Source organism: Rhodococcus rhodochrous, from assembly GCF_014854695.1.
Classification (GTDB): domain Bacteria; phylum Actinomycetota; class Actinomycetes; order Mycobacteriales; family Mycobacteriaceae; genus Rhodococcus.
The window spans coordinates 1,717,714-1,742,271 of the sequence record NZ_CP027557.1; the positions used below are offsets into that span (position 1 = coordinate 1,717,714).

The following is a 24,558-nucleotide window of genomic DNA, read 5'->3' on the forward strand; positions in this document are numbered from 1 at the left end:
CCCGCTCGGCGGGGCCGGATCCACCGAAATCGTCGTTCGGTCCTGAGCCTTCCGGGAACGTCCCATTGAGCGGGCGCATCCTTGGATCGTCTCGCCCGGGTCGACAGAGTCGAAGTGATGGGCATCACGCAACCGCTGTGACCCATCGACTCCGTCCCTGCGACCCCAGGAGTACTGAATGGAGCAGCCTGCGTCGACCCCGACCGAGGAAACGAACACAGCGCGCGACGTACAGAGCCCGCCGTCAGGTGACATCGCGCAACTGCGGAAGGTCACCCTGTCGAGCCTGCTCGGCACCACCATCGAGTACTACGACTTCCTGCTCTACAGCACGATGGCCGCCCTCGTCTTCGGCGACCTGTTCTTCCCGTCGTCGAACTCGGCGGTCTCGACGATCGCCGCCTTCGGGACACTCGCGGCCGGATACGTCGCGCGACCGCTGGGCGGCCTGGTGTTCGGGCACTTCGGCGATCGGCTCGGACGCAAGTCGATGCTCGTCATCACGATGGTGATGATGGGTATCGCCAGCTTCGCGATCGGCATCCTTCCCACCTACGAACAGATCGGCATGCTGGCGCCCGTCCTTCTCGTGACGCTGCGTGTCGTGCAGGGTGTCGCCGTCGGTGGCGAGTGGGGTGGCGCGGCACTGATGGTCGCCGAGCACTCCGACGACCGTCGTCGCGGACTGTGGACCGGCCTCATGCAGCTCGGTTCGCCGATCGGATTCCTGTTGTCGACGTCGGCTGTGATGCTCGCGACCCTGCTGCCGGACGAGTCGTTCGAATCGTGGGGATGGCGACTGCCGTTCATCGCCAGCGCAGCGCTTCTGGCGATCGGCCTCTACGTGCGCATGAGTGTCGTTGAGAGTCCTGTCTTCGAGCAGGCCGCGGCGAGAGCGGAGGACGCCGCGGAGGCGAAACCACCGGTGCTGCAGTTGCTCCGGCGTCCGCGCCCGCTCATCCTTGCGTGTGCGGTGGGTATCGGCCCGTTCGCGATGACGGCTCTGATCACGTCGCACATCATCGCCTACACGACATCGGTGGGATACAGCTCGTCGACCGTCATGCGGATTCTGGTGCTGATGTCGGTCGTCTCGATCTTCGCGATCCCCGGCTTCTCGGCGTTGTCCGACCGCGTGGGACGTCGCGCGGTGAGCCTCACGGGTGCGGCCGTCGCGGTGCTGTACGCCTTCCCGCTGTACATGATGATCAACACGGGTTCGATCGCGCTGCTCACGGTCGCGTTGCTGTTCGGGCAGGTCGTGCAGTCGGCGATGTACGCGCCGCTCGCACCGATGCTGTCGGAGATGTTCGGCACCGACGTGCGGTACACCGGGGTGTCGTTCGGCTACCAGTTCGCCAGCTTGATCGGCGCCGGCTTCACGCCGATGATCGCGGCGAGCCTGCTGGTCGCGTCGGACGGATCGAGCCTGCCGCTGAGCCTCATCCTCGTCGGTACCGCGTGTGTGACGATCTTCGCCGCGTGGATCGCGTCGGAGACCCGGGGCAAGAACCTCGCCGCTGCCCGGACCGAACAGATCTGACGTCGATTTCGGTGGGTTCGTCCCCGCTGAGCGGGGACGAACCCACCGGAGTCCTGTGACTGCTCTACTGGAGGGAGACACCGAAAGCAGAGGAGGACCTCGATGAACGACACGAAGCCGAACACCGTCTCCGCGGAGTGGCTGTACGAGCAGTTGGGGGACGAGGACCTCGTCATCGTCGACGCCACCGTGCACCTGAGTACGCCGCCGGACGGGTCCGTGCACATCGAACCCGGTTTGGCGACCTACCTGGAGGAACACATTCCCGGCGCGGTCTACGCCGACCTGTTCACGGACTTCTCCGATCACGAAGCGCCGCAACCGTTCACCGCGGCGCCGTCGGACCGGTTCGCCACCGCCGCCGGCGCGGTCGGTATCGGTGAAGGACGTCGCGTGGTGCTGTACGACCAGAAGAACGGCATCTGGGCCGCGCGACTGTGGTGGCAGTTGCGGCTCGAAGGTTTCGACGACGCCGCCGTGCTCGACGGTGGGCTGCCCGCCTGGAAGGCCGCCGGGTATCCCGTCTCGGACGAGCAGGTGGTCCCGCACGGCGCGACGTTCACCTCGCAGCACCGGCCCGAGCTCGTGCGGTCGACGGAGGAGATCGCGGCGTCGCTCGACGACCCGAACACGCTGATCATCAACGCCTTGGATCCCGCGACCTACCGCGGGGAGAGCCCGTCCTACCCGCGGCGTGGACACATCCCCGGCAGCATCAACATCCCCTTCGGTGATCTCGTCGACCCGTCGACCGGACGCTTGAAGCCGGCGGCGGAACTGCGCGAGATCTTCGACAAGGCGGGTGCCCTGAACCCGGACGTCAAGCCGGTGACCTACTGTGGCGGCGGCATCGCGGCCTCCGGACTCGCGCACGCGCTCGCAGCTGCAGGACGGTCGGATGTTGCGGTGTACGACGGTTCGCTCAACGCGTGGACCGCCGACGCATCCCTGCCGCTCGTGGAGGGCCCCGACCCCCGCTGACGTTTGAATCTTCGGTGTTCTCGACGTCGTATAGCGCCGTCGAGAACACCGAAGTTGATTTCACCGTTGCATCAGTTAGAGCAAACATGATCTAATCGCTGCCACAAGCGAAAGGCGGCGATGATGATCGCATTTCTGAACTCGACGGCGTTCACCGCGCTCGGTACGCCCACCACCTGGGCCGAGGTGTTCGGCTTCGTCAGCGGCGCGTGGTGCGTGTACCTGGTGGGGCGGCAGTCGATCCTCAACTGGCCGATCGGGATCGCCAACAATCTCGTGTGGATCCTGCTCTTCGCGACCGCCGGGCTCTACGCCGATTCCGGACTGCAGGTCGTGTACATCGCGCTCGCCGTGTGGGGGTGGAGTAACTGGGCGCGGGGCAGGGACGGGGATGCCCTGCCGGTGACGGGCACGAGCACGACCGAATGGAGCGTGCTCGCGGTCGTCGGTGTCGCTGCGGTGATCGGGCTGACGGCACTGCTGGAGGTCGCGACGAACTCGACCGTCGCATTCTGGGACGCAACCACCACCGTGCTGTCATTGCTGGCGACGTGGGGACAGGCGAAGAAACGGTGGGAATCGTGGCTGCTGTGGATCGCCGCCGACCTGATCTACATCCCGCTCTACCTGCACAAGGGGCTGACGCTCACGGCGCTGTTGTACGCGGGCTTCCTGCTGCTGTGCATTCGGGGCCTGCTCGCCTGGCGACGCTCCATGGCGGCCGAGCGGCAACTGGTGGAGGTGCGCTGATGTATCGGCACGCGCTCGTCATCGGGAAGTTCTACCCACCTCACGTCGGTCATCATCACCTCGTCCGGCGTGCCGCGGAAGTAGCCGAACGCGTCACCGTCGTCGTGATGTCCTCTGCGGCAGAGACGATTCCGTTGGTCGACCGCGTGTCGTGGATGCGCGAATCGCACGCCGCCGACACGGCGGTCACCGTGACGGGGATCCCGTGCGACGCACCGATGGATCTGGAATCGGACACCGTATGGACCGCGCAGGTCGCCTGTATGAAAGCAGCCGCGCGCACCGTCACCGATGTTCCGGTCGATGCGGTGGTCTCCAGCGAGAAGTACGGCGACGAACTCGCTCGACACTTCTCGGCCACGCACGTGTGCGTCGACCCGCTGCGTGTCGCGCATCCCGCCTCCGGCACGGCCTGCCGCAGCGATCTCACCGGGCGCTGGGACGATCTCGACGCACCCGCCCGAGCCGGCCTCACGACCCGCATCGTCGTCCTCGGCGCCGAATCCACGGGCACCACCACCGTGAGCCGAGAACTGGTGCGACGATTCCGAAATCGCGGTGATGTGTGGGAACGAACCGGCTGGGTGCCGGAATACGGCCGGCAGGCCACCTACGACAAGCTCGGCACCGGAACCATCGACGACATCGTGTGGACCGGCGACGATTTCGAGAACATCGCCGTCGAACAGACGCGACTCGAGGAACGGGCAGCACGGGAGGGGTCTCCGCTGCTCGTCTGCGACACCGATGCCTTCGCGACCACCGTGTGGGAGCGACGCTATCTCGGCAGCAGTGAGCGGGCGTGGCGCGGTGTCCGCGACCGGCGAGCGCTGTACCTGCTCACCGACTACAGCGGTGTTCCGTTCGTGCAGGACGGCATCCGGGACGGCGAGCACATCCGCGCGCGGATGACGGAGTGGTTCGTCGACGCGCTCACTGCCACGGGACGCTCGTGGGTGTTGCTCACCGGCAGTCTCGAGGAACGGGTGGACCTGGCGGAACGGGTGGCGGACGAGGCGTTGCGGTTGGGCTCGCAGTTCGGCGCGCCGCTGTAGAGGTGGATTTCGTCTTCCCCTTCTCACGTTATACCGGATCCTCGGCCCTCATGAGGATCGAAAATTGGGTTCATACTCGCCCACACAGCATTGAAGTCGCAGGTGGGGAGCTGGAATGGGTTACGTACAGAATTTTCGGGAGATCGACCGCACGGCGGTGTCGATCGTGGGTGGCAAGGGAGCGAGTCTGGGGGAGTTGTGGCGCATCGCCGACGTCGACGTGCCCGAGGGGTTCTGCGTGACGACGGACGCTTATCGGACGGTGCTCTCCGAGCTACCGCATGTCGACGACCTGCTCGAGCGACTCGCGAATGCCGAACCCGACGACATCGCAGCGCTGAGCGCGTGGATTCGTGCGGAGATCGAGGGGTGCACGATCCCTGGCGACATCGCGGAGGAGATCGCCGCGTGGGTCCGCGACCTCGGGGAGGACGTGCCTGTCGCGGTGCGCTCGAGCGCGACCGCCGAGGATCTGCCGACGGCGTCGTTCGCGGGGCAACAGGACAGTTACCTGGACATCCGGGGCGTCGAGGACGTTCTTCGGCATGTGAGCAGGTGCTGGGCCTCGTTGTTCACCGAGCGCGCCGTCGCCTATCGGGTGAACAACGGCTTCGACCACCGGAAGGTGCATATGGCCGTGGTCGTGCAGCGGATGGTGTTCCCGCAGGCCTCGGGTGTTCTGTTCACCGCCGATCCTGTCACCTCGGACCGCACGGTGTCCCGGGTGGATGCGGTCGCCGGGTTGGGTGACGACCTGGTGTCGGGTCTGGTGAACGCCGACGCGTACGCGGTGCGTGCCGGCGAGGTCGTGGACCGGACGCAGCGCCAGAAGGTACCGGTGTTGACCGACACGCACCTCGTCGAACTCGTGCAGCTGGGCAGACGCATCGAAGCGCACTTCGGGCGTCCCCAGGACATCGAATGGTGCTTGGCCGACGACGTCTTCCACATCGTGCAGAGCCGCCCGATCACCACGCTGTTCCCCGTTCCGGAGGCCGGCGACGACGACAACCACGTGTACCTGTCCGTCGGTCACCAGCAGATGATGACCGATCCGCTGAAGCCACTGGGAATCTCCATGTGGCAGTTGACCAGTCGTGCGCCCATGCGACACGCGGGTGGACGGCTCTTCGTCGACGTCACGCCCATGCTGGCCTCACCCACCCAGGGACCGGGCATCGTCGGGATGATCGGCAGCTCCGACCCGCTCTTCGGCGACGCGCTGCGAACCGTGCTCGATCGAGGATTCGTCCCGACGCGCCCGGACGACCCTGCTGCCGCGCGGGTCGGTCTGCCACCTGCCCCGGACGCGATCGACCCGGCCGTCGTGCCAGAACTCGTCGCCCGCAACGAGGCCGCGATCGTCGAATCGGCACGTCTCATCGAGAACGAAACCGGTTCGGCGCTACTCGATATCATCCGCGCCGACATCCGCGAGCTGCAGGATTCGTTGTTCGGTAAAGAGGTCGGAGAGGTGCTCGCTGCCGGTATGCAGGCGGCCGAGCGGCTCAACGAGTTGGGGCAGGAATGGTTGGGGAAGAAGAACGTCGCGGACGTCGTCTCCCGCTCGGTGCCCTACAACGTCACGTCGGAGATGGGGTTGGCGTTGCTCGACGTCGCCGATGCCGCGCGCCCGTACCCGGACGTCGTGGCGTTCCTGCGGCAGGTCGACGAGGAGGGCTTCGACGACGCACGCTTCCTCGACGCACTCGGCGCGCGTGAGGGCGGACCGCAGGTACGAGCGGCATTCGAGGACTTCCTCGGCAAGTACGGCAGGCGGTGTGTCGGGGAAATCGACATCACCCGGCCCAGGTGGGGTGAGCGCCCCACGATGCTGGTGCCGATGGTCGTGAGCAATCTCGACAACTTCGAACCCGGTGCCGCGGCACAGCGTTTCGACGAGGGTCGCCGCCGAGCGGAGGAGAAGAAGCGCGAACTCCTCGAACGCGTCCGGGGTCTGCCCGACGGGGAGCAGAAGGCGCGGGAGATCGAGAGGCTCGTCGACCGGGTCCGCGCTTTCGCGGGATATCGCGAGTATCCGAAGTACGGCATGGTCGGCCGCTACTTCGTCTACAAGCAGGCGCTGCTGCGTGAGGCGGAGCGTCTCGTCCGAGCCGGGGTGATCGACGAGAAGGAGGACATCTTCTTCCTGAGGTTCGACGAACTCGAGGACGTGGTGCGCGCACCACGTCCGGTCGGTGACCTCGTCACCGAGCGGAAGCGGGAGTTCGCATCGTTCGCCACTCTCACACCCCCTCGGGTATTGCTGTCGACAGGCGAGACACTCACCGGTGCGTACAGCCGTGACGGCCTGCCCGACGGTGCCCTGCCCGGTATCGCGGTGTCCACCGGTGTCGTGGAGGGCCGCGCCCGCGTGGTCACCGACATGGACCGGGCCGATCTCGAACCCGGCGACATCCTGGTCACCGCGTTCACCGACCCCAGCTGGACCCCGGCGTTCGTCACCGTCAGCGCGCTGGTGACGGAGGTCGGTGGTGTGATGACCCACGGCGCCGTCATCGCGCGCGAGTACGGGTTGCCGGCCGTCGTGGGTGTCGAGGGCGCGACCCGCATCATCCGCGACGGGCAGCGTATCCGCGTACACGGCACGGAAGGGTACGTCGAGATCCTGACCTGAGCCGCGGCGGCGGGACGTGTGAGGATTGTCGTCGTCGCGGAGCGGAGGAGGGCGTCGGGTGAAGAGCGTCGAGGCGGTCGAGAGCAGGACGTTGCCGGTCTACGAGGCCGGCGAGATCGACGTGCCCTTCGTCATCGCGGGCATGGACGAGCTCGTCTCCCGCGAGACCCGCTTCGAAGCGCATTCGCATCCGACGCACGAACTGCTGTGGAACGACCGGGGTGCCTCCACCGCAACCATCGGTTCGCGCACATGGACGATCACCCCGACCATGGGCCTGTGGATTCCGGCGGGCGTGCTGCACTGGGGTGTCCTGCCCGCCGGAACCTGGTACCGCACCGCGCATTTCGGGATCGAATCGGCCCCGTCGTTGTCCGACGGACCGGTGGCGGTGGAGATGACATCCCTGCTGCGACTGCTGCTCGACCGGCTGACGGACGATCGTCTCGGCGACGACTCGCGCTCGCTGACCGAACGCATGGTGATCGACGTGCTCGCACCGGCCGAGAACGAACTGATGGTGCAGGTGCCCTCGTCGCCGGTCGTGCGGCCGATCGTCGAGGCGATCGCCGAGGACCCGAGCGATCCGCGGACGCTCTCGGACTGGGCGGCCGAACTCGGGGTGAGTACCCGCACCATCACTCGCACGTTCCGGTCGGAGACCGGTCTGAGTCTCGGACGCTGGGTCGCGGCGGTGCGTGCCCAGCGAGCGGTGATGTTGCTCGGTCACGGCACCGACGTCGACGACGTCGCTGAACAGGTGGGCTACCGATCGGCGAGTGCGTTCGGTGCGGCCTTCCGCCGGATCACCGGTACGACGCCCGGGATGTTCCGCGTAGGCTGATGTCCCGATCGCTACAGGAGCTGTCCCGATCGAGCGATTGCGCCGGACCTGGTTTCGACATTAGGTTTAGGCAAACCTCGCCTAACTGCTCGCGGCAGATAGGGCCGAGTCCCCATCCAGTACGAGAGTGAGTTCTGCCTCCATGCGTTCGAAGCGCCTCCTGACGATCGCCGCCGCATCCGTCGCGGTCGCCCTCGGTCTCACCGCCTGTGGATCCTCCGACTCCTCGGACACCGCCGAGTCCGGCTCCGGTTCGGGCGAGTACCCGATCACCATCGAGCACGCGCTCGGCACCGTCACCCTCGACGAGAAGCCCGAACGCGTCGCCACGGTCAACTGGGCCAACCACGAGGTGCCGCTCGCGCTCGGCGTCGTGCCGGTGGGAATGGCAGCCGCCAACTTCGGTGACGACGACGGCAACGGCATGCTGCCGTGGGTCGAGGAACGTCTCGAGGAACTCGGCGCCGAGACCCCCGTGCTGTTCGACGAAACCGACGGCATCGACTTCGAGGCCGTGTCCGACACGAACCCCGACGTCATCCTCGCCGCCTACTCCGGTCTGACGCAGGAGGACTACGAGACCCTCAGCGAGATCGCTCCCGTCGTCGCGTACCCCGAAGCTCCCTGGGCCACCTCGTGGCGCGACATGATCGAACTGAACAGCGCCGGGCTGGGTATGGCCGAGGAGGGCAAGGAGCTCGTCGCGAGCCTCGAGCAGGAGATCTCCGACGCGGCCGCCGCCCACCCCGAACTCGAGGGCAAGGCGACGATGTTCCTCACCCACGTCGACACCGCCGACCTGAGCCAGGTCAGCTTCTACACCGCCAACGACACCCGCGCCGCCTTCTTCGAGGACCTCGGACTGGCCACCCCGAAGAGCGTCGCGGACGCCTCCACCGACGACGCCTTCTCCAAGAAGGTCAGCGCCGAGCAGGTCGACGTCTTCGACGACGTACAGATCATCGTCACCTACGGCGACCAGGAACTCGTCGACGCGCTCGAGGCCGACCCGCTGCTGTCGCAGATGCCCGCCGTCCGCAACGGCTCGATCGTCTTCCTCGACGGCTCCGGCCCGCTCGGTACCGCAGCGAACCCGACGCCGCTGGCGATCTCCTGGGTCCTCTCCGACTACGTCCAGCTGCTCTCCGACGCAGCTGCCAAGACGAACGCGGAGTGACCGCACTCCACGACGAGTCGATGCCGAGCGCCCCCGAGAAGGGGCGCTCGGCCATCGGCAATTCCGTCTGGCTTCTCGTTCTGCTCGGTGTGCTCGTCCTGCTGGTGATCGCATCGATCACGATCGGTTCGCGCAACGTCGACTGGGCCGACATCGTCGCGGCCCTCGGCGGCGCCACCGACAACATCGGTCAGGGCGCGATCGCCAAACGCATCCCGCGCACGGTGCTCGCGCTGCTGGTCGGCGCGGCGCTCGGTCTCGCCGGTGCCGTGATGCAGGGGGTGACCCGTAATCCCTTGGCGGACCCGGGCATTCTCGGCGTCAATATGGGCGCCTCGCTCGCCGTCGTGATCGGCATGGCGTGGTTCGGGCTGTGGACGCAGACCTCGATGATCTGGATCGCGATCATCGGTGCCGCCGCTGCTGCGGTGTTCGTCTACACGATCGGGTCGCTCGGGCGCGGGGGAGCGACACCCCTCAAACTCGCCCTCGCCGGTGCGGCCACCTCGGCGGCGCTCGCGTCGTTCGTCACCGCCGTGATCCTGCCGCGCGGCGACATCGCCGGCAGCGTGCGGTCGTGGCAGATCGGCGGCGTGGGCGGCGCGAACTACGACGCCATCTCCCAGGCGCTGCCGTTCTTCGTCGTCGGCTTCGCCATCTGCCTGCTGTCGGCGCGCAGCCTCAATTCGCTCGCGCTCGGCGACGATATGGCTGCCGGGCTCGGAGAGCGCGTCGCTCTCGCCCGCGGCATCTCGTCGCTCGGTGCGGTGCTGCTGTGCGGGGCGGCGACCGCCATCGCCGGTCCCATCGCGTTCGTCGGCCTCGTCGTGCCGCACCTGTGCCGGTTGCTCATCGGCATCGACAACCGGTGGCTGCTGCCCTTCTCCGCTCTCGTGGGAGCAGGACTGCTGACCGCCGCCGATGTCGTGGGCCGCATCGTGGCGCGACCCGCCGAGATCGACGTCGGCATCATCACCGCGCTCATCGGGGCGCCCTTCTTCGTGTACATCGTCCGACGGCAGAAATTGCGCGAACTGTGACCGCCACACTCGAGACCATCGACACCGGCATCGACGACCTCGCCGCGAGCCGGATACGACGGGGACGCCGACGCCGTCTCGTCATCGCCGTGCTTGCGACCCTCGTGGTCGCGGCCTTCGTGGCGAGCCTGATGTTCGGCCGGACCTTCTACCCGCCCGCGGACGTGCTGCGCGTCGTCCTCGGACAGGACGTGGCCGGCGCGAACTTCACGGTCGGCCGCCTCCGGCTTCCTCGCGCGGTCCTCGCGGTGGTCGCCGGCATCTGCTTCGGGCTCGGCGGCATCACCTTCCAGACGATGCTGCGCAACCCGCTCGCAAGCCCCGACATCATCGGCATCAGCTCCGGCGCGAGTGCCGCGGCGGCATTCGCCATCATCGTGCTCGGACTCGGTGGCACCGGGGTGTCGGTCTTCGCGATCGTCGCCGGTCTCGCCGTGGCTCTCCTGATCTACGGACTGTCCTATCGCGGCGGGGTGGCGGGCACGCGCCTGATCCTCATCGGCATCGGTATCGCTGCCATGCTCGACAGCGTCACGTCCTATCTCCTGAGCACCGCGGCGACGTGGGACCTGCAGGAGACGATGCGCTGGCTCACCGGCAGCCTCAACGGTGCGACCTGGGGGGCGACGGTGCCCGTGATCGTCGCCCTCCTGGTGCTGGGACCGGTGCTGCTCGTGCAGACCCGCAACCTGTCGATGGTCCAGCTCGGCGACGATGCCGCGCAGGCACTCGGCGTGCGGGTCGAACGCACACGCGTGTTCGCGATCGTCTCGGCGGTCGGGCTCATCGCGTTCGCCACCGCCGCGGCCGGACCCATCGCATTCGTCGCCTTCCTGTCCGGCCCGATCGCCGCGCGGATCGTGGGGCGGGGCACGTCGCTGTTCGTCCCGGCGGCACTCGTCGGGGCGCTGCTCGTGCTGGTCGCGGATTTCGTCGGCCAGTACGCCTTCGGCACGCGCTACCCGGTGGGCGTGGTGACGGGTGCGCTCGGCGCGCCCTATCTCGTCTACCTCATCATTCGCTCCAACCGCGCGGGAGGCTCGCTGTGACCGCAACGCACACCCTGATCGCCGAGAATCTCGAACTCGGCTACGGCAACCGCACCGTCGTCGAGAACCTCGACCTGCAGGTGCCGCCGGGGCGGATCACGTGCATCGTCGGCGCCAACGCGTGCGGGAAATCGACGCTGCTGCGGTCGATGTCGCGATTGTTGTCGCCGCGCGGCGGGCACGTCCTGCTCGACGGCAAGGACGTCCACCGCCTGCCCGCCAAGAAGCTCGCCCGCACCCTCGGTCTGTTGCCGCAGTCGCCGATCGCACCCGAGGGCATCGTCGTCGCCGACCTCGTGGGTCGCGGCCGGCATCCGCACCAGCGGGTGCTCTCGCGCTGGAGCCGCGAGGACGACGCGGCCGTGGCCGATGCGCTCGCCGCCACCCACACCACCGAACTCGCCGAGCGCTCCGTGGACGAACTGTCGGGCGGTCAGCGGCAGCGCGTGTGGATCGCGATGGTGCTGGCGCAACAGACCGACCTTCTTTTGCTCGACGAACCCACCACCTTCCTCGACGTCAGCCACCAGGTGGAGGTCCTCGACCTGCTCACCGACCTCAACCGCGACCGCGGCACGACGATCGTGATGGTGCTGCACGACCTCAACCTCGCCGCGCGGTACGCCGATCACCTCGTCGCGATGGCCGACGGCAGCATCTACGCGTCGGGGGACCCCTCGGACGTGCTCACCGGGAAGACGGTGAAGGCCGTCTTCGGTCTGGACAGCCGCGTCATCTCCGATCCGGTCTCCGGCAAGCCGCTCGTCCTGCCCGTGGGCCGGCACCACATCATGTGACCGTCCATCCGCTACAGGAATGGTCATCCGCTACGGAAATTCGGAAGTTGTCAACCTGTCTGAGACAGAACAGGTGTGTTGATTCCCGTCGGTTGCGGTAACGCCGGCGCTGCCGGTCGACGACGGAACCGCTGCGGATACTTTTCGTGGATCCGGTCGAGACGCTCCTGCCGACGTCGGTGTTCCTCGGCGGCACTGCCGAGAAACACCGACACCGGCGTATAACGTCCCAGCCCGCCGTGCCGGTGCTCGAGCGCATACCGGTTCATGAAGTCCTCGGTCCACCGCCGAGCATGATCGATATCATCGAAACGATCCGGACAGGTCAGGTCGTACTTGATGGTCTTGAACAGAGACTCCGAGAACGGATTGTCGTCACTGACCCGTGGACGAGAGAACGACGACACGACCCCCGCCCCGGCGAGGGCATCGAGCAACAACCCCGACCGCATCGATGCCCCGTTGTCGGCGTGCAGCACGCCCGGCGCCCCGAACGCGGTGAACGCTTCGGTGAACATTTCCACCGCTTTTGCCTTGTCCTCGTGGTACTCGATACGCCACGCCACCGGAAACCGTGAGTACACATCGATCGCCAGATACAACCGAAACAGGTCCTGCGTGCGGGGCCCCTTGAGCGTGGTGATGTCCCACGACCACAGGTCCCCGACGTCGAGGGCCTCGACGACCGGTGTGCGCCGCGACGTCGACGGTCCTCCGGTGCGGCTGCGGCGCCGGTCCCCGGTGAGCTTCTCGGCCCGGGCCACCCGATAGAATGTGACCTCCGAGCAGTCCACCAATCCGTCGTCGAATGAACGCCAATAGATTTGACACACAGACTGATCCGCGTTCTCCTCGGCGAGGATCAACGCGATGATGGTGTCCTTTTCGGCTGGCGACAGCGCCGCTGGTTGCTGCCGCTGTCGCTGCGGGATCGGATCGGTGACCGGCTGATAGTGCCGGTAGTGGTGGGCCCGCCGGTAGTAGCTCGACCGAGCGATTCCCACGAGCGCGCACCCCCGGGTGACGGACGTTCCCGCCTCGGTCAATTCGGTGACGATGTCGGTCAGGACAATGTTCTGCGCTCGAGCCACAGCGCGTACTCGCGTGCGCTCATCAATGCCGGCGGGATCTCGGTGGTCTCGTCGGTCGAGGTCTTGTGGATCCCCTGCAAGAGCTCGAATGCTTTTCCCAGGATCTCCACGGCGGCGTCGCTCTGGGCGACCTTGTCGCGGAGGCGTTCGTTTTCGCGGCGGAGTTTGGCAAGCTCCGCGCGGTCTCGACTATCCAATCGGTCCCTCGCTTTGTCTGCTGCTTCGACCATCGACTTCTGCAAGTGTCCCTCATCGCGGGCCTGCAGCCAGCGGCGGACGGTGCCTTCGGCGAGATTGTTCTCGCGCAGCAGTCGGGTCTTGGCTCCGCGTTCGACGCAGGTGTCCCATCGGCGCAAGAACTCGATCTTGTAGGCCATGGAGAACGCGCGGTGGCCTTGTCGGGTTCGTCCTACGGGGAGGGTGATGAGGTCGGACATCTGTTACTCCGATCCCCGCGTTGGTTGTCAGGATGTCTCACGACCATCCTGACAACCAACGAATTTCTGCAGCGGATAGCAGAAGTCGTAGCGAATGCGCGGGAGAGGCCGGAGGGTTCGTCCTGTTCTCCGCGCGAACTCTGCTCTCCCTGTCTCGTGTCCCTACAATCCGGGAATGGGGAACAGGTCGGTCACCAGTTACGACGTCGCCCGCCGCGCGGGGGTGTCGCAATCGACGGTCTCGCGCGCCCTGCGCGACGACCCGCGCGTCGTGGAGAAGACCCGCCTGCGCATCCGGGCTCTCGCGAAGGAGATGGGGTATGTCCCGCACGTCACGGCCCGGAGCCTGATCACCCGGAAGTCGTCGACCATCGGGATCGTCAGCGGCGACCTGCACAATCCGTCGTACCCGACGCTGGTCAACACTCTGCAGGATTGCTTCGCCCGCAACGACTACCGGGTCCTGCTCATGAGCGACCGCACCGAGGGATCTCTGGATAAGGACATCCTCGCGTTGCGCGGGGGACTGGTGGACGGGGTCGTGTTCATCTCCTCGCGACTGGATTCACCGATGGTGTCGGAGATCATCGACTGGAAGATTCCCCTCGTCATCCTCAATCGCGACGTCGACGGCCGGTACGCGCACCGGGTGGATCGGGTCACCTCCGACAACATCGGTGGTGGCAGGCTTGTCGCCGACCATCTGATCGACACGGGGCACACCCGAATCGCTCTGATCTCCGGTCCGCTGGACAACCCCAGCATCCGATTGCGTGAGAAGGGCTTCCGCGACCGGCTCGAGGAGCGTGGTGTGCCGATCGACGAGGGACGCGTCCATCGTGGTGCCGTGGACGCCGCCACGGGTCTCGCCGGTGGGTTGACGTTGCTGGCCGGACCGGCTCGTCCCACGGCGGTGTTCTGTGCGACCGACTACATCGCCTACGGCACGCTCGACGCCGCCAAGCGGCTCGATCTCGATGTGCCCGGTGAGGTCTCGGTGGTGGGATACAACGACCTGCAGCAGTCGAGCTGGTCGATCTTCGATCTGACGACCGTGCGCCAACCGCTCGAGGACATGGCTGTGGCCGCCGCGGAGCTGCTGCTGGCGCGGATCGACGGGGACGAGGGACGGCCGGTGCATCGGAACTTCGACGTCGAGTGGGTGCCGCGGGGGAGTGCGGCACCCTGCGCGGTGCCGTTTGCGCAGTCCGTCGCCGATCGTTAACGCGGGCAACAATCCCGTTACCCCTCGACACACATCCGGCAACAACTCCTGAATACATTCGAAGTCACAGCGAGTCAGGCAGTGCCGCCGGATCGCTTCCTCGAATCTCCCCGCCTCTCAGGAGTGAGTGACATGGAAATCGGCGTCTTCATCCCCATCGGCAACAACGGCTGGCTCATCTCCAAGAGCGCCCCGCAGTACATGCCCTCGTTCGAACTCAACAAGACGATCGTGCAGAAGGCCGAGAAGCACGGCCTCGACTTCGCACTCTCGATGATCAAGCTCAAGGGCTTCGGTGGCGAGACCGAGTTCTGGGACCACAACCTCGAATCGTTCACGCTCATGGCCGGTCTCGCGGCGGTGACCGAGAAGATCAAGCTGTTCGCCTCCACTCCGATCCTCACCCTGCCGCCGGCGATGGTCGCCCGGATGGCGTCGACGATCGACTCGATCGCTCCCGGTCGGTTCGGTGTGAACATCGTGACCGGTTGGGCGCCCAACGAATACACGCAGATGGGTCTGTGGCCCGGTGACGAGTACTTCGGCTACCGCTACGCGCAGGCCACCGAGTACGTGACGGTGATGAAGCAGCTGTGGGCCGACGGTGTCAGCAACTTCAAGGGCGAGCACTACACGATGGACGAGTGCGTCCTGTCACCGAGCCCGACCGGAGGCGGGGTGCCGATCGTCGCGGCGGGGCAGTCCAAGAGCGGCATGAAGTTCGCATCCGAGATGGCCGACTTCAACTTCATCATGGGCACCGGGATCAACACCCCGACCGCCATCTCGGACTCCGTGGCGACCCTCGTCGACGCGGCTGGTGAGACCGGCCGGGACGTCGGTGCGCTGACCCTGTTCATGATCATCGCCGACGAGACGGACGAAGCGGCACAGGCGAAGTGGCAGGACTACCACGACAACGCCGACCTCGCCGCACTCGGCTACATGGCGGATCAGTCCGCCGCCGACGCCACCGCCGACGATTCCTCCACGGCGAAGACCATCTCGCTTCCCGAGGGCGCGGTGAACTTCAACATGGGTACTCTCGTCGGCTCCTACGAGACCGTCGCGAAGATGCTCGACGAGGTCGCGGAGCTCGAGGGTATCAAGGGCATCATGCTCACCTTCGACGACTTCGTCGAGGGCATCGAGAACTTCGGCACCCGTATCCAACCTCTGATGAAGAGCCGCAACACCATCCAGGCCGCCGCAGCCTGACACGAACGGCGGGTGGGAGCGCGAGCGTCGAGCCGCGCTCCCACCCGTCCTCCCATTTCCAGGAGGTTCCTCTTGACTTCGCGCACCCTCGACGTTGCCATCGTTCAGGCCGGCGAACTGACCGAGGACCTCCTCGGCAACCTTGCCGGGATCGCCGCCCTCGTGCGCGCGGCAGCTGCACCCGACGGCGACGGCACCACGCCCGACCTGGTGGTCCTGCCCGAACTGATCACCACTCCCTACTTCTGCACCAGTCACGAGGTCGACCGCACGTCCTGGGCCGAGACGATCCCCGGTGACGCCACCGACCTGTTCGGTGCGCTCGCGCGAGAACTGGGTTGCGCCATCGCCTTCGGTCTCTTCGAACGTACAGCCCACGACGTCACCCACAACTCCGTCGTGATGATCGACGCCACCGGCGAGATCCTGAGCTGGCGTTCCCCAGACGGCGGAACACTCCCCGCCTACCGGAAGCTGTCGCTGCCGGCGAGCAAGGTCGGCGACGTGGACATCGACGAGAAGTACCATTTCGCGCCCGGGCAGGCGCCCGCGACCGTCGACGCCTTCGGCACCCGGCTCGGGTGCGTCATCTGCTACGACCGCACGTTCCCCGAGAACTGGGCGGTCGCCCGTGCCCTCGGCGCCGAGGTGATGCTCGCGATCGTCTCGTCGCTCGGCACCCGCGAGGACCTCTTCCTCGCCGAACTGCAGACGCGCGCTCTCGAATCGCAGATGTGGATCGTCGCGGCCAACCGCGCCGGCCCGGAAACCCTCAACGGTGTGACGGTCGACTACTTCGGACTGTCGTGCGTGATCGCCCCCAACGGTGCGATCGTCGCCCAGGCTCCGGCCCATCGTGCCGGGGAGACGCTGCGCTTCACCCTCGACCTCGACGCCGTCCCCGCGCAACGCACCGCCTTTCCGCTGACCCGGGACCGGCGCCCGGACGTCCTGCGTCTGCTCGCCGATCTCACCGCGGGCACCGTGAGGCCCGCTCCGCTGCCGCGGCCGACCCCGGCGACCACGGAGGTGCTCCGGTGACCACCACCGACTACCCCGACCTCACCGCCGCGTCCGCCACGACCGTCGACGACCTGCTCCCGCAGGCCCGCGCCGACATGGAGCCGCTTCTCGAGGCGGGGCGACACACGCCCCTGGCCCCGGTGCCGGACGGCTGGGCCTGCGAGCCGGCGCATTCCGCGGCGTTGCTGGCGGCGAGCCCGGTCCTCGCGTCGCCGATCGAAGCGCCGGCCTACTCCGCTAGCACCGAGGCACCCGTGCACGAACTCGGCGTCCTCGACCTGCTCGCCGCCTATCGGTCCGCCGCGACCACACCCACCGACGTCCTCGACGCGCTGCGGGCCCGGTGGAGCGACCCGGGATTGTCCGGAGGGGCAATCCTCGCCGTGATCGAGGGCGCCGACGACGCGGCTGCGGACTCGGACCGACGATGGAGCGACGCCACCGCCCGCCCGCTCGAAGGCATCTTCTTCGCCGTCAAGGACATCATCGACGTGGCCGGAGCGCCCGTCACCGCCGGCTCGCGCACCACCGGCGACCGCATCGCTGTCACCGACGCGACCGTCGTCGCACGCCTTCGCGCGGCCGGTGCCATCCCGGTCCTCATGACCGCCACCACCGAGTTCGCCTGCGGTGCGCCGCACAACGCACGCTACGGTGCCGTGACCAACCCGTGGGACCGGACCCGATGGACCGGTGGCTCGTCGACCGGATCGGCCGGCGCCCTCGCCGTGCGACTGGTCCCGCTCGCTCTCGGCACCGACACCGGTGGCTCCATCCGCGTGCCCAGCGCCCTGTGCAACCTCACCGGCATCAAGCCCACCTACGGTCTCGTACCGCGCACCGGCGTCGCGTCGCTGTCGTGGACCCTCGACCACATCGGTCCCATGGCGCGCTCCGCCGCCGACCTGCGGATCGTCCTGGAAGTGCTTGCAGGGCCCGACGGGTACGACCCTGCCGCCGTCCCGGACGAGACGGTCCGGCAGGTACGGGACGGGCTCGCCGCCACCGGCACCACCGGGCCGGTCTCACTGGCCGGCGTACGTCTCGGCGTACCTACTGCCTGGTTCACCGAATTGTGCGACGCCGGCGTACTCGCCGCCTGGGAGACCGTCGTGGGCACCTTCCGGACCCTCGGCGCGGAGATCGTGCCGGTCGACATCCCGGACACCCACCGTCTTCACGACGACGTCACAATCGTCATGACCTGTGAGCTCGCCTCCAACCAGGAGGGCGCCCTCGAGAAGTTCGCGCTGTACGACATCGGCACGCAGGTGCGGATCGCGCGCGGACTCGTGCCCTCGGCGGTGGACTATCTGCGGTCGGTGCGCCGGCGCACGCTCGCCCAGCAGGAAGCGATCCGTGCCTTCGACACCGCGGGTATCGATGTGCTCGTCACGCCGGGGATCGGCGCCACGGCGGCGCGGTTGTCGGACGTGACGATGGAGATCGACGGGGCGCGGTACCCGATGCAGTCGATCGTCGGCCGCAACACCGGCCTGTTCGACTACCTCGGCCTGCCCGCCGTCATGGCGCCAGCCGGCTTCTCCGACGGAATGCCGGTCGGCGTGCAATTGGTGGGACGGCCGTGGGCGGACGACACGTGCCTGCGCCTGGCGCAGGTCCTCCAATCCGTCACCGACGTCCACAACCGCCGGTCCGATGGATAGCCGTGCTGATGGATAGTGTAGCCCCGCAGCGTCATCCGCATCCGTGGCGGGTGTTCTCGGCGACGAGCATCGGGGTCGTCGCGGTGTTCCTCAGCCTGAGCGGGTTGACCGTCGCACTGCCCACCGTCGCACGCGAACTCGATGCCTCCGGCGCCCAGTCGACGTGGATCCTGCTCGGCTACATGCTCGTCACGACCGCCCTGATCCTGGTGTTCGGCCGGCTCGCCGACATCATCGGACGACGACCGCTCTACCTCGCGGGACTGATCACCTTCACCGTCGCGACGGGACTGTGCATGCTGGCGCCGTCGGCCGGATGGCTCGTCGCGGCCCGGGTGCTCCAGGGAGCCGGGGCCGCCGCCATCGTCACGAACAACACGGCGCTGCTCACCGACACCTTCCCGCCGCGGACCCTCGGCCGGGCGCTGGGGTGGAACGCGACGGTCGCGGCCGTCGCGCAGGTGGTCGGACCGGTGATCGGCGGTGCCGCCACCGCAGTCTTCGGGTGGCGCGGGCTGTTCGTCGTGGTGCTGCCCGTGGGGCTGCTTGCGATCGCCGCGTCGATCGCGGTGATTCCGCGCAGTCCCTCCAGGGCGGTGACCCGGGAACCCTTCGATGTCTCCGGCGCGGTACTGTCCACCGCCCTGCTGGCCGCGGTCGTCCTGGCTCTCACGCCGGGGGTCGGGTCGACGTCCTGGCTGCCCTGGGCGTGCGGCACGGCGAGCCTCGTCCTCGCCGTAGCGTTCGTCGCGGTGCAGATCAGACGGACCCATCCGCTCGTCGACCTGTCGTTGTTCCGCAACCGGGGTATCGCACTCGTTCTCGCCGCGGTGCTCGTGAATGCGATCGCCACCTACGCCGTGACGCTGCTCGTGTCGCTGTACGGGCAGGCGGTGAGCGGAATCTCCGCGGTCGCTGCTGGGGCGCTGGTGATGCCGGTCGCGATCGGCACCGTCGTCGCCGCGGCAGCAGCGGGATCTCTGATGCTGCGTTTCAGTCCTCGCACGCTCACCGCTGCCGGCATGGGACTCAACGCCGTCGGTCTGCTCGGAGTGGCACTGTTGTTGTCGCCGGACGGCGGTTCACTCGGGGCGACCGCCCCCTTCCTGTTCGTGCTCGGTTGCGGCACCGGACTGTTCATGACACCGAGCACCAGCGCGTTGATGCTCACGGCCCCTGCGGACCGTCGCGGCATCGCCAACGGGCTGCGCTCGACCCTGCAGAACGTCGGCTACCTGCTCAGCACCGCGCTGGCGCTCGTCTTCGCCACTGCCGGACTCAGCGCCGCTGCCCGCCAGGCTGCCTATGGCGGGACCCTCGGCACGCTCGGCAGTGCGGAGGTGGCGCGGTTCGTCGACAACGTGCGAGCGGTCGGCATCGCTCTCGCCGTCGTCGCCCTGCTCGGCGTCGGCGTGTGTCTCGCCTTTCCGCGCCGCAATCCGGCCGCGACCGTCCACACCCTCGAATCCGTCACCCCACTGAAGGAGTCCGCATGACCATCGTCGATCGTGCAGAACAGGCCGCCGACTACGCCCGCGCCGGTTTCGGGCAGGAGCTCCAGCCCGGAACCCGTCCCGCACTGGTCGTCGTCGATCCCGCCCGTGCCTACATCGATCCCGACTGCCCTTTGTATGCAGGGGTGGAGGAGAACGTCGAGGCGATGCGCACCCTGCTCACCTCCGCGCGCGAGGCCGGAATCCCGGTGGTGATCACCGAGGTTCGTCTGCGCGCCGACGGTGCCGACGCCGGGGTGTTCTTCAAGAAGTCGGGCACCCTCGTCGCGTTCTGCGAAGGCAGTCCGTACGGGGAGTTGATCGAGGGTCTCGAACCGACGTGCGCCGAAATGCTGGTGACGAAGAAGTATCCGAGCGCGTTCTTCGGCACCACTCTCAATTCGCACCTCACGTCGCTCGGCGTCGACACCGTGCTCATCGCCGGGTTGTCCACCAGCGGTTGCGTCCGCGCGACGGCACTGGATGCGATGCAGCACGGCTTCGTTCCGATCGTCGTGGAAGATGCTGTGGGAGATCGTGATCCGGTGATCCATTCGTCGAATCTGTTCGACATGCAGCAGAAGATGGCGGAGGTGTGGCCGCTCGGCCGGGCACGGGAGTACCTGGAGGCGATTTCCGCACGCAATTAACACGAATGAACCAAGGATGTCGCCGCACGCAACACGCTGCGGATACATTCGAAGTCATCGCCTCCCAACCGGTTCCGCAACGACGCGGCCGCTTCTTCTTCGGCACGCTCCTCATCCCCCAGGAGAATCCATGCGTCATTCCCTTCCCGGCCGCGCCGCGATCGCCGCGCTCGCCTTCTCGGCTGTCTTCGGTCTCACCTCATGCAGCAGCGGCGGCTCGGGTGGCGGCGACGTGTCCGACGCCGACGTCACCGCCGGAATCGAGTACGCCCGCGCTCAGCTCGCCCTGTACGAGGCGGACCCGGAGTTCACGCTCGAAGCCGAGCCGTTCCCGATGAAGGACATCGCCGGCAAGACGATCTTCGCGATCCCCACCAACAGCGAGAATCCGTACAACGTCGCCGTCGACGAGGAATCGAAGAAGGTCGCGGAACGCTACGGAGCCACCTGGATCGAGTACACGAACCAGGGTCAGCCCGCCCAGTGGGCGACCGGTGTCGAACAGGCCGTGAACCAGAAGGTCGACCTCATCATCCTGTCGCAGGGTGTCGACGCGTCCCTCATCAAGCCGGCGCTCGAGAAAGCCGATGCTGCCGGAATTCCCGTTCTGCTCACCCACACCATCCTGCGCGGCGAACCGGTACCCGCCGACCTCGAAGGACTGATCGACGCCACCACCGACGCCCCGCTGTCCGAGGCCAACCGGCTCACCGTCGACTGGATGATCGACCGCACCGAAGGCGAGGGCAACGCGCTGATCATCACCTCCAACGAGGTTCCCCCGGCCAAGGCCGAGGTGGCCGCGATGGAGGACGAGATCGCGCAATACTGCCCGCAGTGCACCTACAAGATCGTCAACGTCCCGGTCACGGAGTGGGCCACCAAAATCCAGTCCGAGGTGCAGTCCGCACTCTCTGCCGACCCGAACATCAACTTCATTCTGCCCATCTACGACTCGATGTCGCTCTACGCCCAGTCGGGCATCAAGGCCGCGGGTAAGACCGGCCAGGTCGAGATCTCTTCGGTGAACGGCACCCCCGCAGTCCTCAAGATCCAGCAGGACGACGGCATCGTCACCATGAACGTCGGTGAATCCATCCCGTGGCTCGCGTGGGCGACGATGGACCAGGCCGGTCGCCTCCTGCTCGGCTACGACCCCGTCCCCAACGGCGCACAGGAAACCCCGCTCAAGCTCATCACTGCCGAGAACATCGACGAGACCGGCACCCCGCCGCAGCCCGACAAGGGCTACGGCACGGCCTACGTCACCGGTTACGAAGCACTGTGGGGGCCCAGTGAGCAGTCCTGATCCCATCATCAACATCGTCGGTCTGTCCAAGACCTTCGGTGAGCACACGGTGCTGAAGAAGGTCGGCCTGACGATCCACGCCGGTGAGGTGCACGGCCTGCTCGGGGAGAACGGTTCCGGCAAGTCCACGCTCATCAAGGTCCTGGCCGGCTTCCACGCCCCCGACCCCGGCGCTGCGCTGCAGGTGCGCGGCAGGGACGTGACACTGCCGGTCCCGGCCGGCGGATTCCGCGACCTCGGCATCAGCTTCGTCCACCAGGACCTCGCCCTCGTGCCCGACCTGTCGGTGGTCGAGAACCTCCGCGTCGGACCGGTCGTGGCCGGATCGAGGCCCTGGATCTCGTGGCGGCGCGAGAAGCTCACCGCCCGAGCACTGTTCGAGCGCTTCGGACTCCACATCGATCCCGAGGCGCCGGTGTCGAGCCTGAACGAGACCGAACGCGCCCTCCTCGCGATCCTGCGGGCGACCGAGGAACTGGGGGAGCGCCGCACCCTGCTCGTGCTCGACGAACCCACGGTCTTCCTGCCCCGCGAGGGCACCGACCTGCTGTTCGCCGTCGTCCGTGAGATCGTCGCCGACAAGAAGGCCGCCGTCCTGTTCGTCTCCCACGATCTCGACGAGGTGCTCGACCACACCGACCGCGTCACCGTGCTGCGCGACGGGGTGTCGCAGGGCACGCACCGTACCCGCGACCTCACCGCGACCTCGCTCATCGACCTCATCGTCGGACGCAGTCTCGACTCCGCCGACCCGCGTGTCGCCGGGCCCGTCCGCGACTTCGAGGACGTTCCGGCCCTCGCCCGGATCGAGGACCTCGAGACCACCACCGTCGACGGCGTCGGGTTCGACGTGCGGCCCGGGGAGGTCGTCGGACTCACCGGCATCGCCGGTTCGGGATACGACGACGTGCTGCCCGCCCTGTACGGGGCGCGGCAGGCTCGTGGCGGGCGGCTGACGGTCGACGACGACAGCGTGGACCTGCCCGCGATGACACCGATCGACGCGCTCGCCCGCAAGGTCGTCTACGTGCCGCCGGACCGCAAGGTCGAGGGCAGCGCACCCGAGCTGACCGTCGCCGAGAACGTCACCCTGCCCGTGCTCGGTACAGGATTCGTCAAACCGCGGGCGCTGAAGGACATCGCGACCGCGCTCGCCGAGCACTGTGACGTCCGGCCACGGGACCCGCAGGCCGTCTACGGGTCGCTGTCCGGCGGCAACCAGCAGAAGGCTCTGCTCGGCAAGTGGCTCCAGACCGACCCGGTACTGGTGCTCCTCGCCGAACCCACCCAGGGTGTGGACATCGGTGCCCGCGCCCGCATCTTCGAGATGTTGCGGGAGACCGCGCGTGGGGGAGCGGGCATCGTCGTCGCCAGCTCCGACTACGAGCAGTTGTCGGTCCTGTGCGACCGCGTCCTCGTCTTCTCCCACGGGCACGTCGTCGCCGAACTCACCGGCGACAACCTCTCCAAGCATCACATCTCGGACAGTGTTCTCGGTCTGACCCGACAGGAAGTGATCGCCTGATGTCCGTCACCATCGACAAGAGCACCACCGCGAAAACCGCATCCACCGAATCGGATCCCGCGCGCCCCCGTCGCTCTCTCGGTCCGCTGTTCGAGAAGTACGCGCTCGTCCTGGCACTGATCGCCGTCATCGTCGTGTTCAGTGCCCTGCGACCCGAGACCTACCCGACCGCCAACAACCTGCAGAACATCCTCGGATCCCAGGCCGTCCTGCTCGTCCTGGCCCTGGGGCTCATCGTCCCGCTCACCGCCGGTGAGTTCGACCTGTCGGCCGTGTCGACGATGTCGCTGGCAGCCATGACGATCGCGGTACTGAACGTGCAACACGGCTGGTCGCTGCTGTCGGCCATCGCCGTCGCCGTGCTCGCGTGCCTCGTCGTCGGCCTGATCAACGCACTGCTGGTCGTGCGATTGCAGATCGATTCGTTCATCGCGACCCTCGGCAGCGGAACGGTTGTCCTCGGTGTGGTGCAGTGGATCTCCGACTCGACCTCGGTCACCGGCGTCGACTCTGCGCTCGTCGACGCCACCATCGGCACCCGTATCTTCGGGGTGTCGCTGCAGTTCTACTACGCCCTCGCCCTGGTGCTGATCATGGCGGTGATCTTCCAGTACACCCCGATCGGACGCCGCCTGCTCTTCGTCGGGCGCGGCGCCCAGGTGGCCCGGCTCAGCGGCCTGCACGTCGACCGCATCCGCGGGGGTGCGCTCGTCACCTCCGCGCTCGTCGCGGCTCTGGCCGGCATCGTCTACGCCGGCATGCTCGGTGGCGCCGACCCGTCCTCGGGCCAGTCGTTCATGCTGCCGGCCTTCGCGGCGGCCTTCCTCGGTGCCACAGCGATCGTCCCCGGCCGCTTCAACGCGTTCGGCACGCTGGTCGCGGTGTACTTCCTCGTCGCCGGGGTGGTCGGCCTGCAGATGCTCGGTGTCGCCAGCTTCGTCCAGCAGTTGTTCTACGGTGGCGCACTGGTGGTCGCGGTCGCGCTGTCCGGCGCGGTGCGGCGCCGCACGGCGTCACGCTCCACGCGATGACGAACGGCGGAATCG

At 67.4% G+C, this 24,558-nt stretch carries 21 protein-coding genes; 19 read left to right on the forward strand and 2 right to left on the reverse strand.

Annotation, left to right across the window (positions count from 1 at the left end; genetic code table 11):
- Window positions 1-178: 178 nt before the first annotated feature.
- The 10 genes from C6Y44_RS07975 to C6Y44_RS08020 all read left to right on the forward strand — a co-directional run bounded on the left by C6Y44_RS07975 (window position 179) and on the right by C6Y44_RS08020 (window position 11,874).
- Window positions 179-1,543 carry an MFS transporter gene (locus tag C6Y44_RS07975; protein WP_159418778.1) on the forward strand — a complete coding sequence of 455 codons (1,365 nt, stop codon included), beginning with the start codon at window positions 179-181 and terminating at the stop codon, window positions 1,541-1,543.
- 102 nt (window positions 1,544-1,645) lie between these two features.
- On the forward strand, window positions 1,646-2,524 hold the full coding sequence (locus C6Y44_RS07980) for a sulfurtransferase (protein WP_159418777.1): 879 nt from the start codon (window positions 1,646-1,648) through the stop codon (window positions 2,522-2,524).
- Between the two features lie 120 nt (window positions 2,525-2,644).
- Complete coding sequence (pnuC, locus tag C6Y44_RS07985) at window positions 2,645-3,274, forward strand: nicotinamide riboside transporter PnuC (protein WP_159418776.1); 630 nt, start codon at window positions 2,645-2,647, stop codon at window positions 3,272-3,274.
- The gene (locus C6Y44_RS07990; protein WP_159418775.1) at window positions 3,274-4,329 is read left to right on the forward strand and encodes an AAA family ATPase; all 1,056 of its coding nucleotides are present in this window, start codon (window positions 3,274-3,276) and stop codon (window positions 4,327-4,329) included. Before pnuC ends, C6Y44_RS07990 begins: the two co-directional genes overlap by 1 nt.
- Window positions 4,330-4,444: 115 nt before the next feature.
- A complete protein-coding gene (locus C6Y44_RS07995; RefSeq protein WP_159418774.1) occupies window positions 4,445-6,967 on the forward strand; it encodes a phosphoenolpyruvate synthase in 2,523 nt (840 codons plus the stop codon).
- A gap of 58 nt (window positions 6,968-7,025) precedes the next feature.
- Window positions 7,026-7,811 (forward strand): AraC family transcriptional regulator, encoded by a 786-nt coding sequence (locus C6Y44_RS08000; RefSeq protein WP_159418773.1) that lies wholly within the window; start codon window positions 7,026-7,028, stop codon window positions 7,809-7,811.
- Between the two features lie 142 nt (window positions 7,812-7,953).
- On the forward strand, window positions 7,954-8,988 hold the full coding sequence (locus C6Y44_RS08005; protein WP_159419275.1) for an iron-siderophore ABC transporter substrate-binding protein: 1,035 nt from the start codon (window positions 7,954-7,956) through the stop codon (window positions 8,986-8,988).
- Window positions 8,989-9,008: 20 nt separating this feature from the next.
- Window positions 9,009-10,028, forward strand: coding sequence for a FecCD family ABC transporter permease (locus tag C6Y44_RS08010; RefSeq protein ID WP_174247160.1), 1,020 nt, complete (start codon window positions 9,009-9,011; stop codon window positions 10,026-10,028).
- Window positions 10,025-11,077: a FecCD family ABC transporter permease gene (locus C6Y44_RS08015; protein WP_372462307.1), complete on the forward strand. Its 1,053-nt coding sequence runs from the start codon at window positions 10,025-10,027 to the stop codon at window positions 11,075-11,077. The genes C6Y44_RS08010 and C6Y44_RS08015 overlap by 4 nt, the downstream gene beginning before the upstream one ends.
- Window positions 11,074-11,874, forward strand: coding sequence for an ABC transporter ATP-binding protein (locus tag C6Y44_RS08020; RefSeq protein ID WP_145691918.1), 801 nt, complete (start codon window positions 11,074-11,076; stop codon window positions 11,872-11,874). Before C6Y44_RS08015 ends, C6Y44_RS08020 begins: the two co-directional genes overlap by 4 nt.
- A 50-nt stretch (window positions 11,875-11,924) precedes the next feature.
- Here C6Y44_RS08020 and C6Y44_RS08025 read toward each other — a convergent pair whose 3' ends face one another.
- Together C6Y44_RS08025 and C6Y44_RS08030 are read right to left on the reverse strand one after the other, a co-directional pair.
- Window positions 11,925-12,965, reverse strand: a complete 1,041-nt coding sequence (locus C6Y44_RS08025) for a DDE-type integrase/transposase/recombinase (protein ID WP_216850658.1) — start codon at window positions 12,963-12,965, stop codon at window positions 11,925-11,927.
- Entirely contained in the window at window positions 12,938-13,402 is a 465-nt protein-coding gene (locus tag C6Y44_RS08030; protein WP_159418770.1) for a hypothetical protein, read from the reverse strand. Before C6Y44_RS08030 ends, C6Y44_RS08025 begins: the two co-directional genes overlap by 28 nt.
- A 175-nt stretch (window positions 13,403-13,577) precedes the next feature.
- Here C6Y44_RS08030 and C6Y44_RS08035 point away from each other — a divergent pair, with 175 nt between their 5' ends.
- From C6Y44_RS08035 to C6Y44_RS08075, 9 genes are all read left to right on the forward strand, one after another.
- Window positions 13,578-14,627, forward strand: a complete 1,050-nt coding sequence (locus tag C6Y44_RS08035; RefSeq protein ID WP_159418769.1) for a LacI family DNA-binding transcriptional regulator — start codon at window positions 13,578-13,580, stop codon at window positions 14,625-14,627.
- Between the two features lie 132 nt (window positions 14,628-14,759).
- Entirely contained in the window at window positions 14,760-15,845 is a 1,086-nt protein-coding gene (gene rutA, locus C6Y44_RS08040; protein WP_159418768.1) for a pyrimidine utilization protein A, read from the forward strand.
- 72 nt (window positions 15,846-15,917) lie between these two features.
- Window positions 15,918-16,886, forward strand: a complete 969-nt coding sequence (locus tag C6Y44_RS08045) for a carbon-nitrogen hydrolase family protein (RefSeq protein ID WP_159418767.1) — start codon at window positions 15,918-15,920, stop codon at window positions 16,884-16,886.
- The gene (locus C6Y44_RS08050) at window positions 16,883-18,535 is read left to right on the forward strand and encodes an amidase (protein ID WP_159418766.1); all 1,653 of its coding nucleotides are present in this window, start codon (window positions 16,883-16,885) and stop codon (window positions 18,533-18,535) included. Before C6Y44_RS08045 ends, C6Y44_RS08050 begins: the two co-directional genes overlap by 4 nt.
- Window positions 18,536-18,543: 8 nt before the next feature.
- Entirely contained in the window at window positions 18,544-20,031 is a 1,488-nt protein-coding gene (locus tag C6Y44_RS08055) for an MFS transporter (RefSeq protein ID WP_159418765.1), read from the forward strand.
- Entirely contained in the window at window positions 20,028-20,678 is a 651-nt protein-coding gene (locus C6Y44_RS08060) for an isochorismatase family protein (protein ID WP_159418764.1), read from the forward strand. Before C6Y44_RS08055 ends, C6Y44_RS08060 begins: the two co-directional genes overlap by 4 nt.
- 130 nt (window positions 20,679-20,808) lie before the next feature.
- Window positions 20,809-21,987, forward strand: coding sequence for a sugar ABC transporter substrate-binding protein (locus C6Y44_RS08065; RefSeq protein ID WP_159418763.1), 1,179 nt, complete (start codon window positions 20,809-20,811; stop codon window positions 21,985-21,987).
- Window positions 21,974-23,512, forward strand: a complete 1,539-nt coding sequence (locus C6Y44_RS08070) for a sugar ABC transporter ATP-binding protein (protein WP_159418762.1) — start codon at window positions 21,974-21,976, stop codon at window positions 23,510-23,512. Before C6Y44_RS08065 ends, C6Y44_RS08070 begins: the two co-directional genes overlap by 14 nt.
- Complete coding sequence (locus C6Y44_RS08075; RefSeq protein WP_159418761.1) at window positions 23,512-24,543, forward strand: ABC transporter permease; 1,032 nt, start codon at window positions 23,512-23,514, stop codon at window positions 24,541-24,543. The genes C6Y44_RS08070 and C6Y44_RS08075 overlap by 1 nt, the downstream gene beginning before the upstream one ends.
- Window positions 24,544-24,558 lie beyond the last annotated feature (15 nt).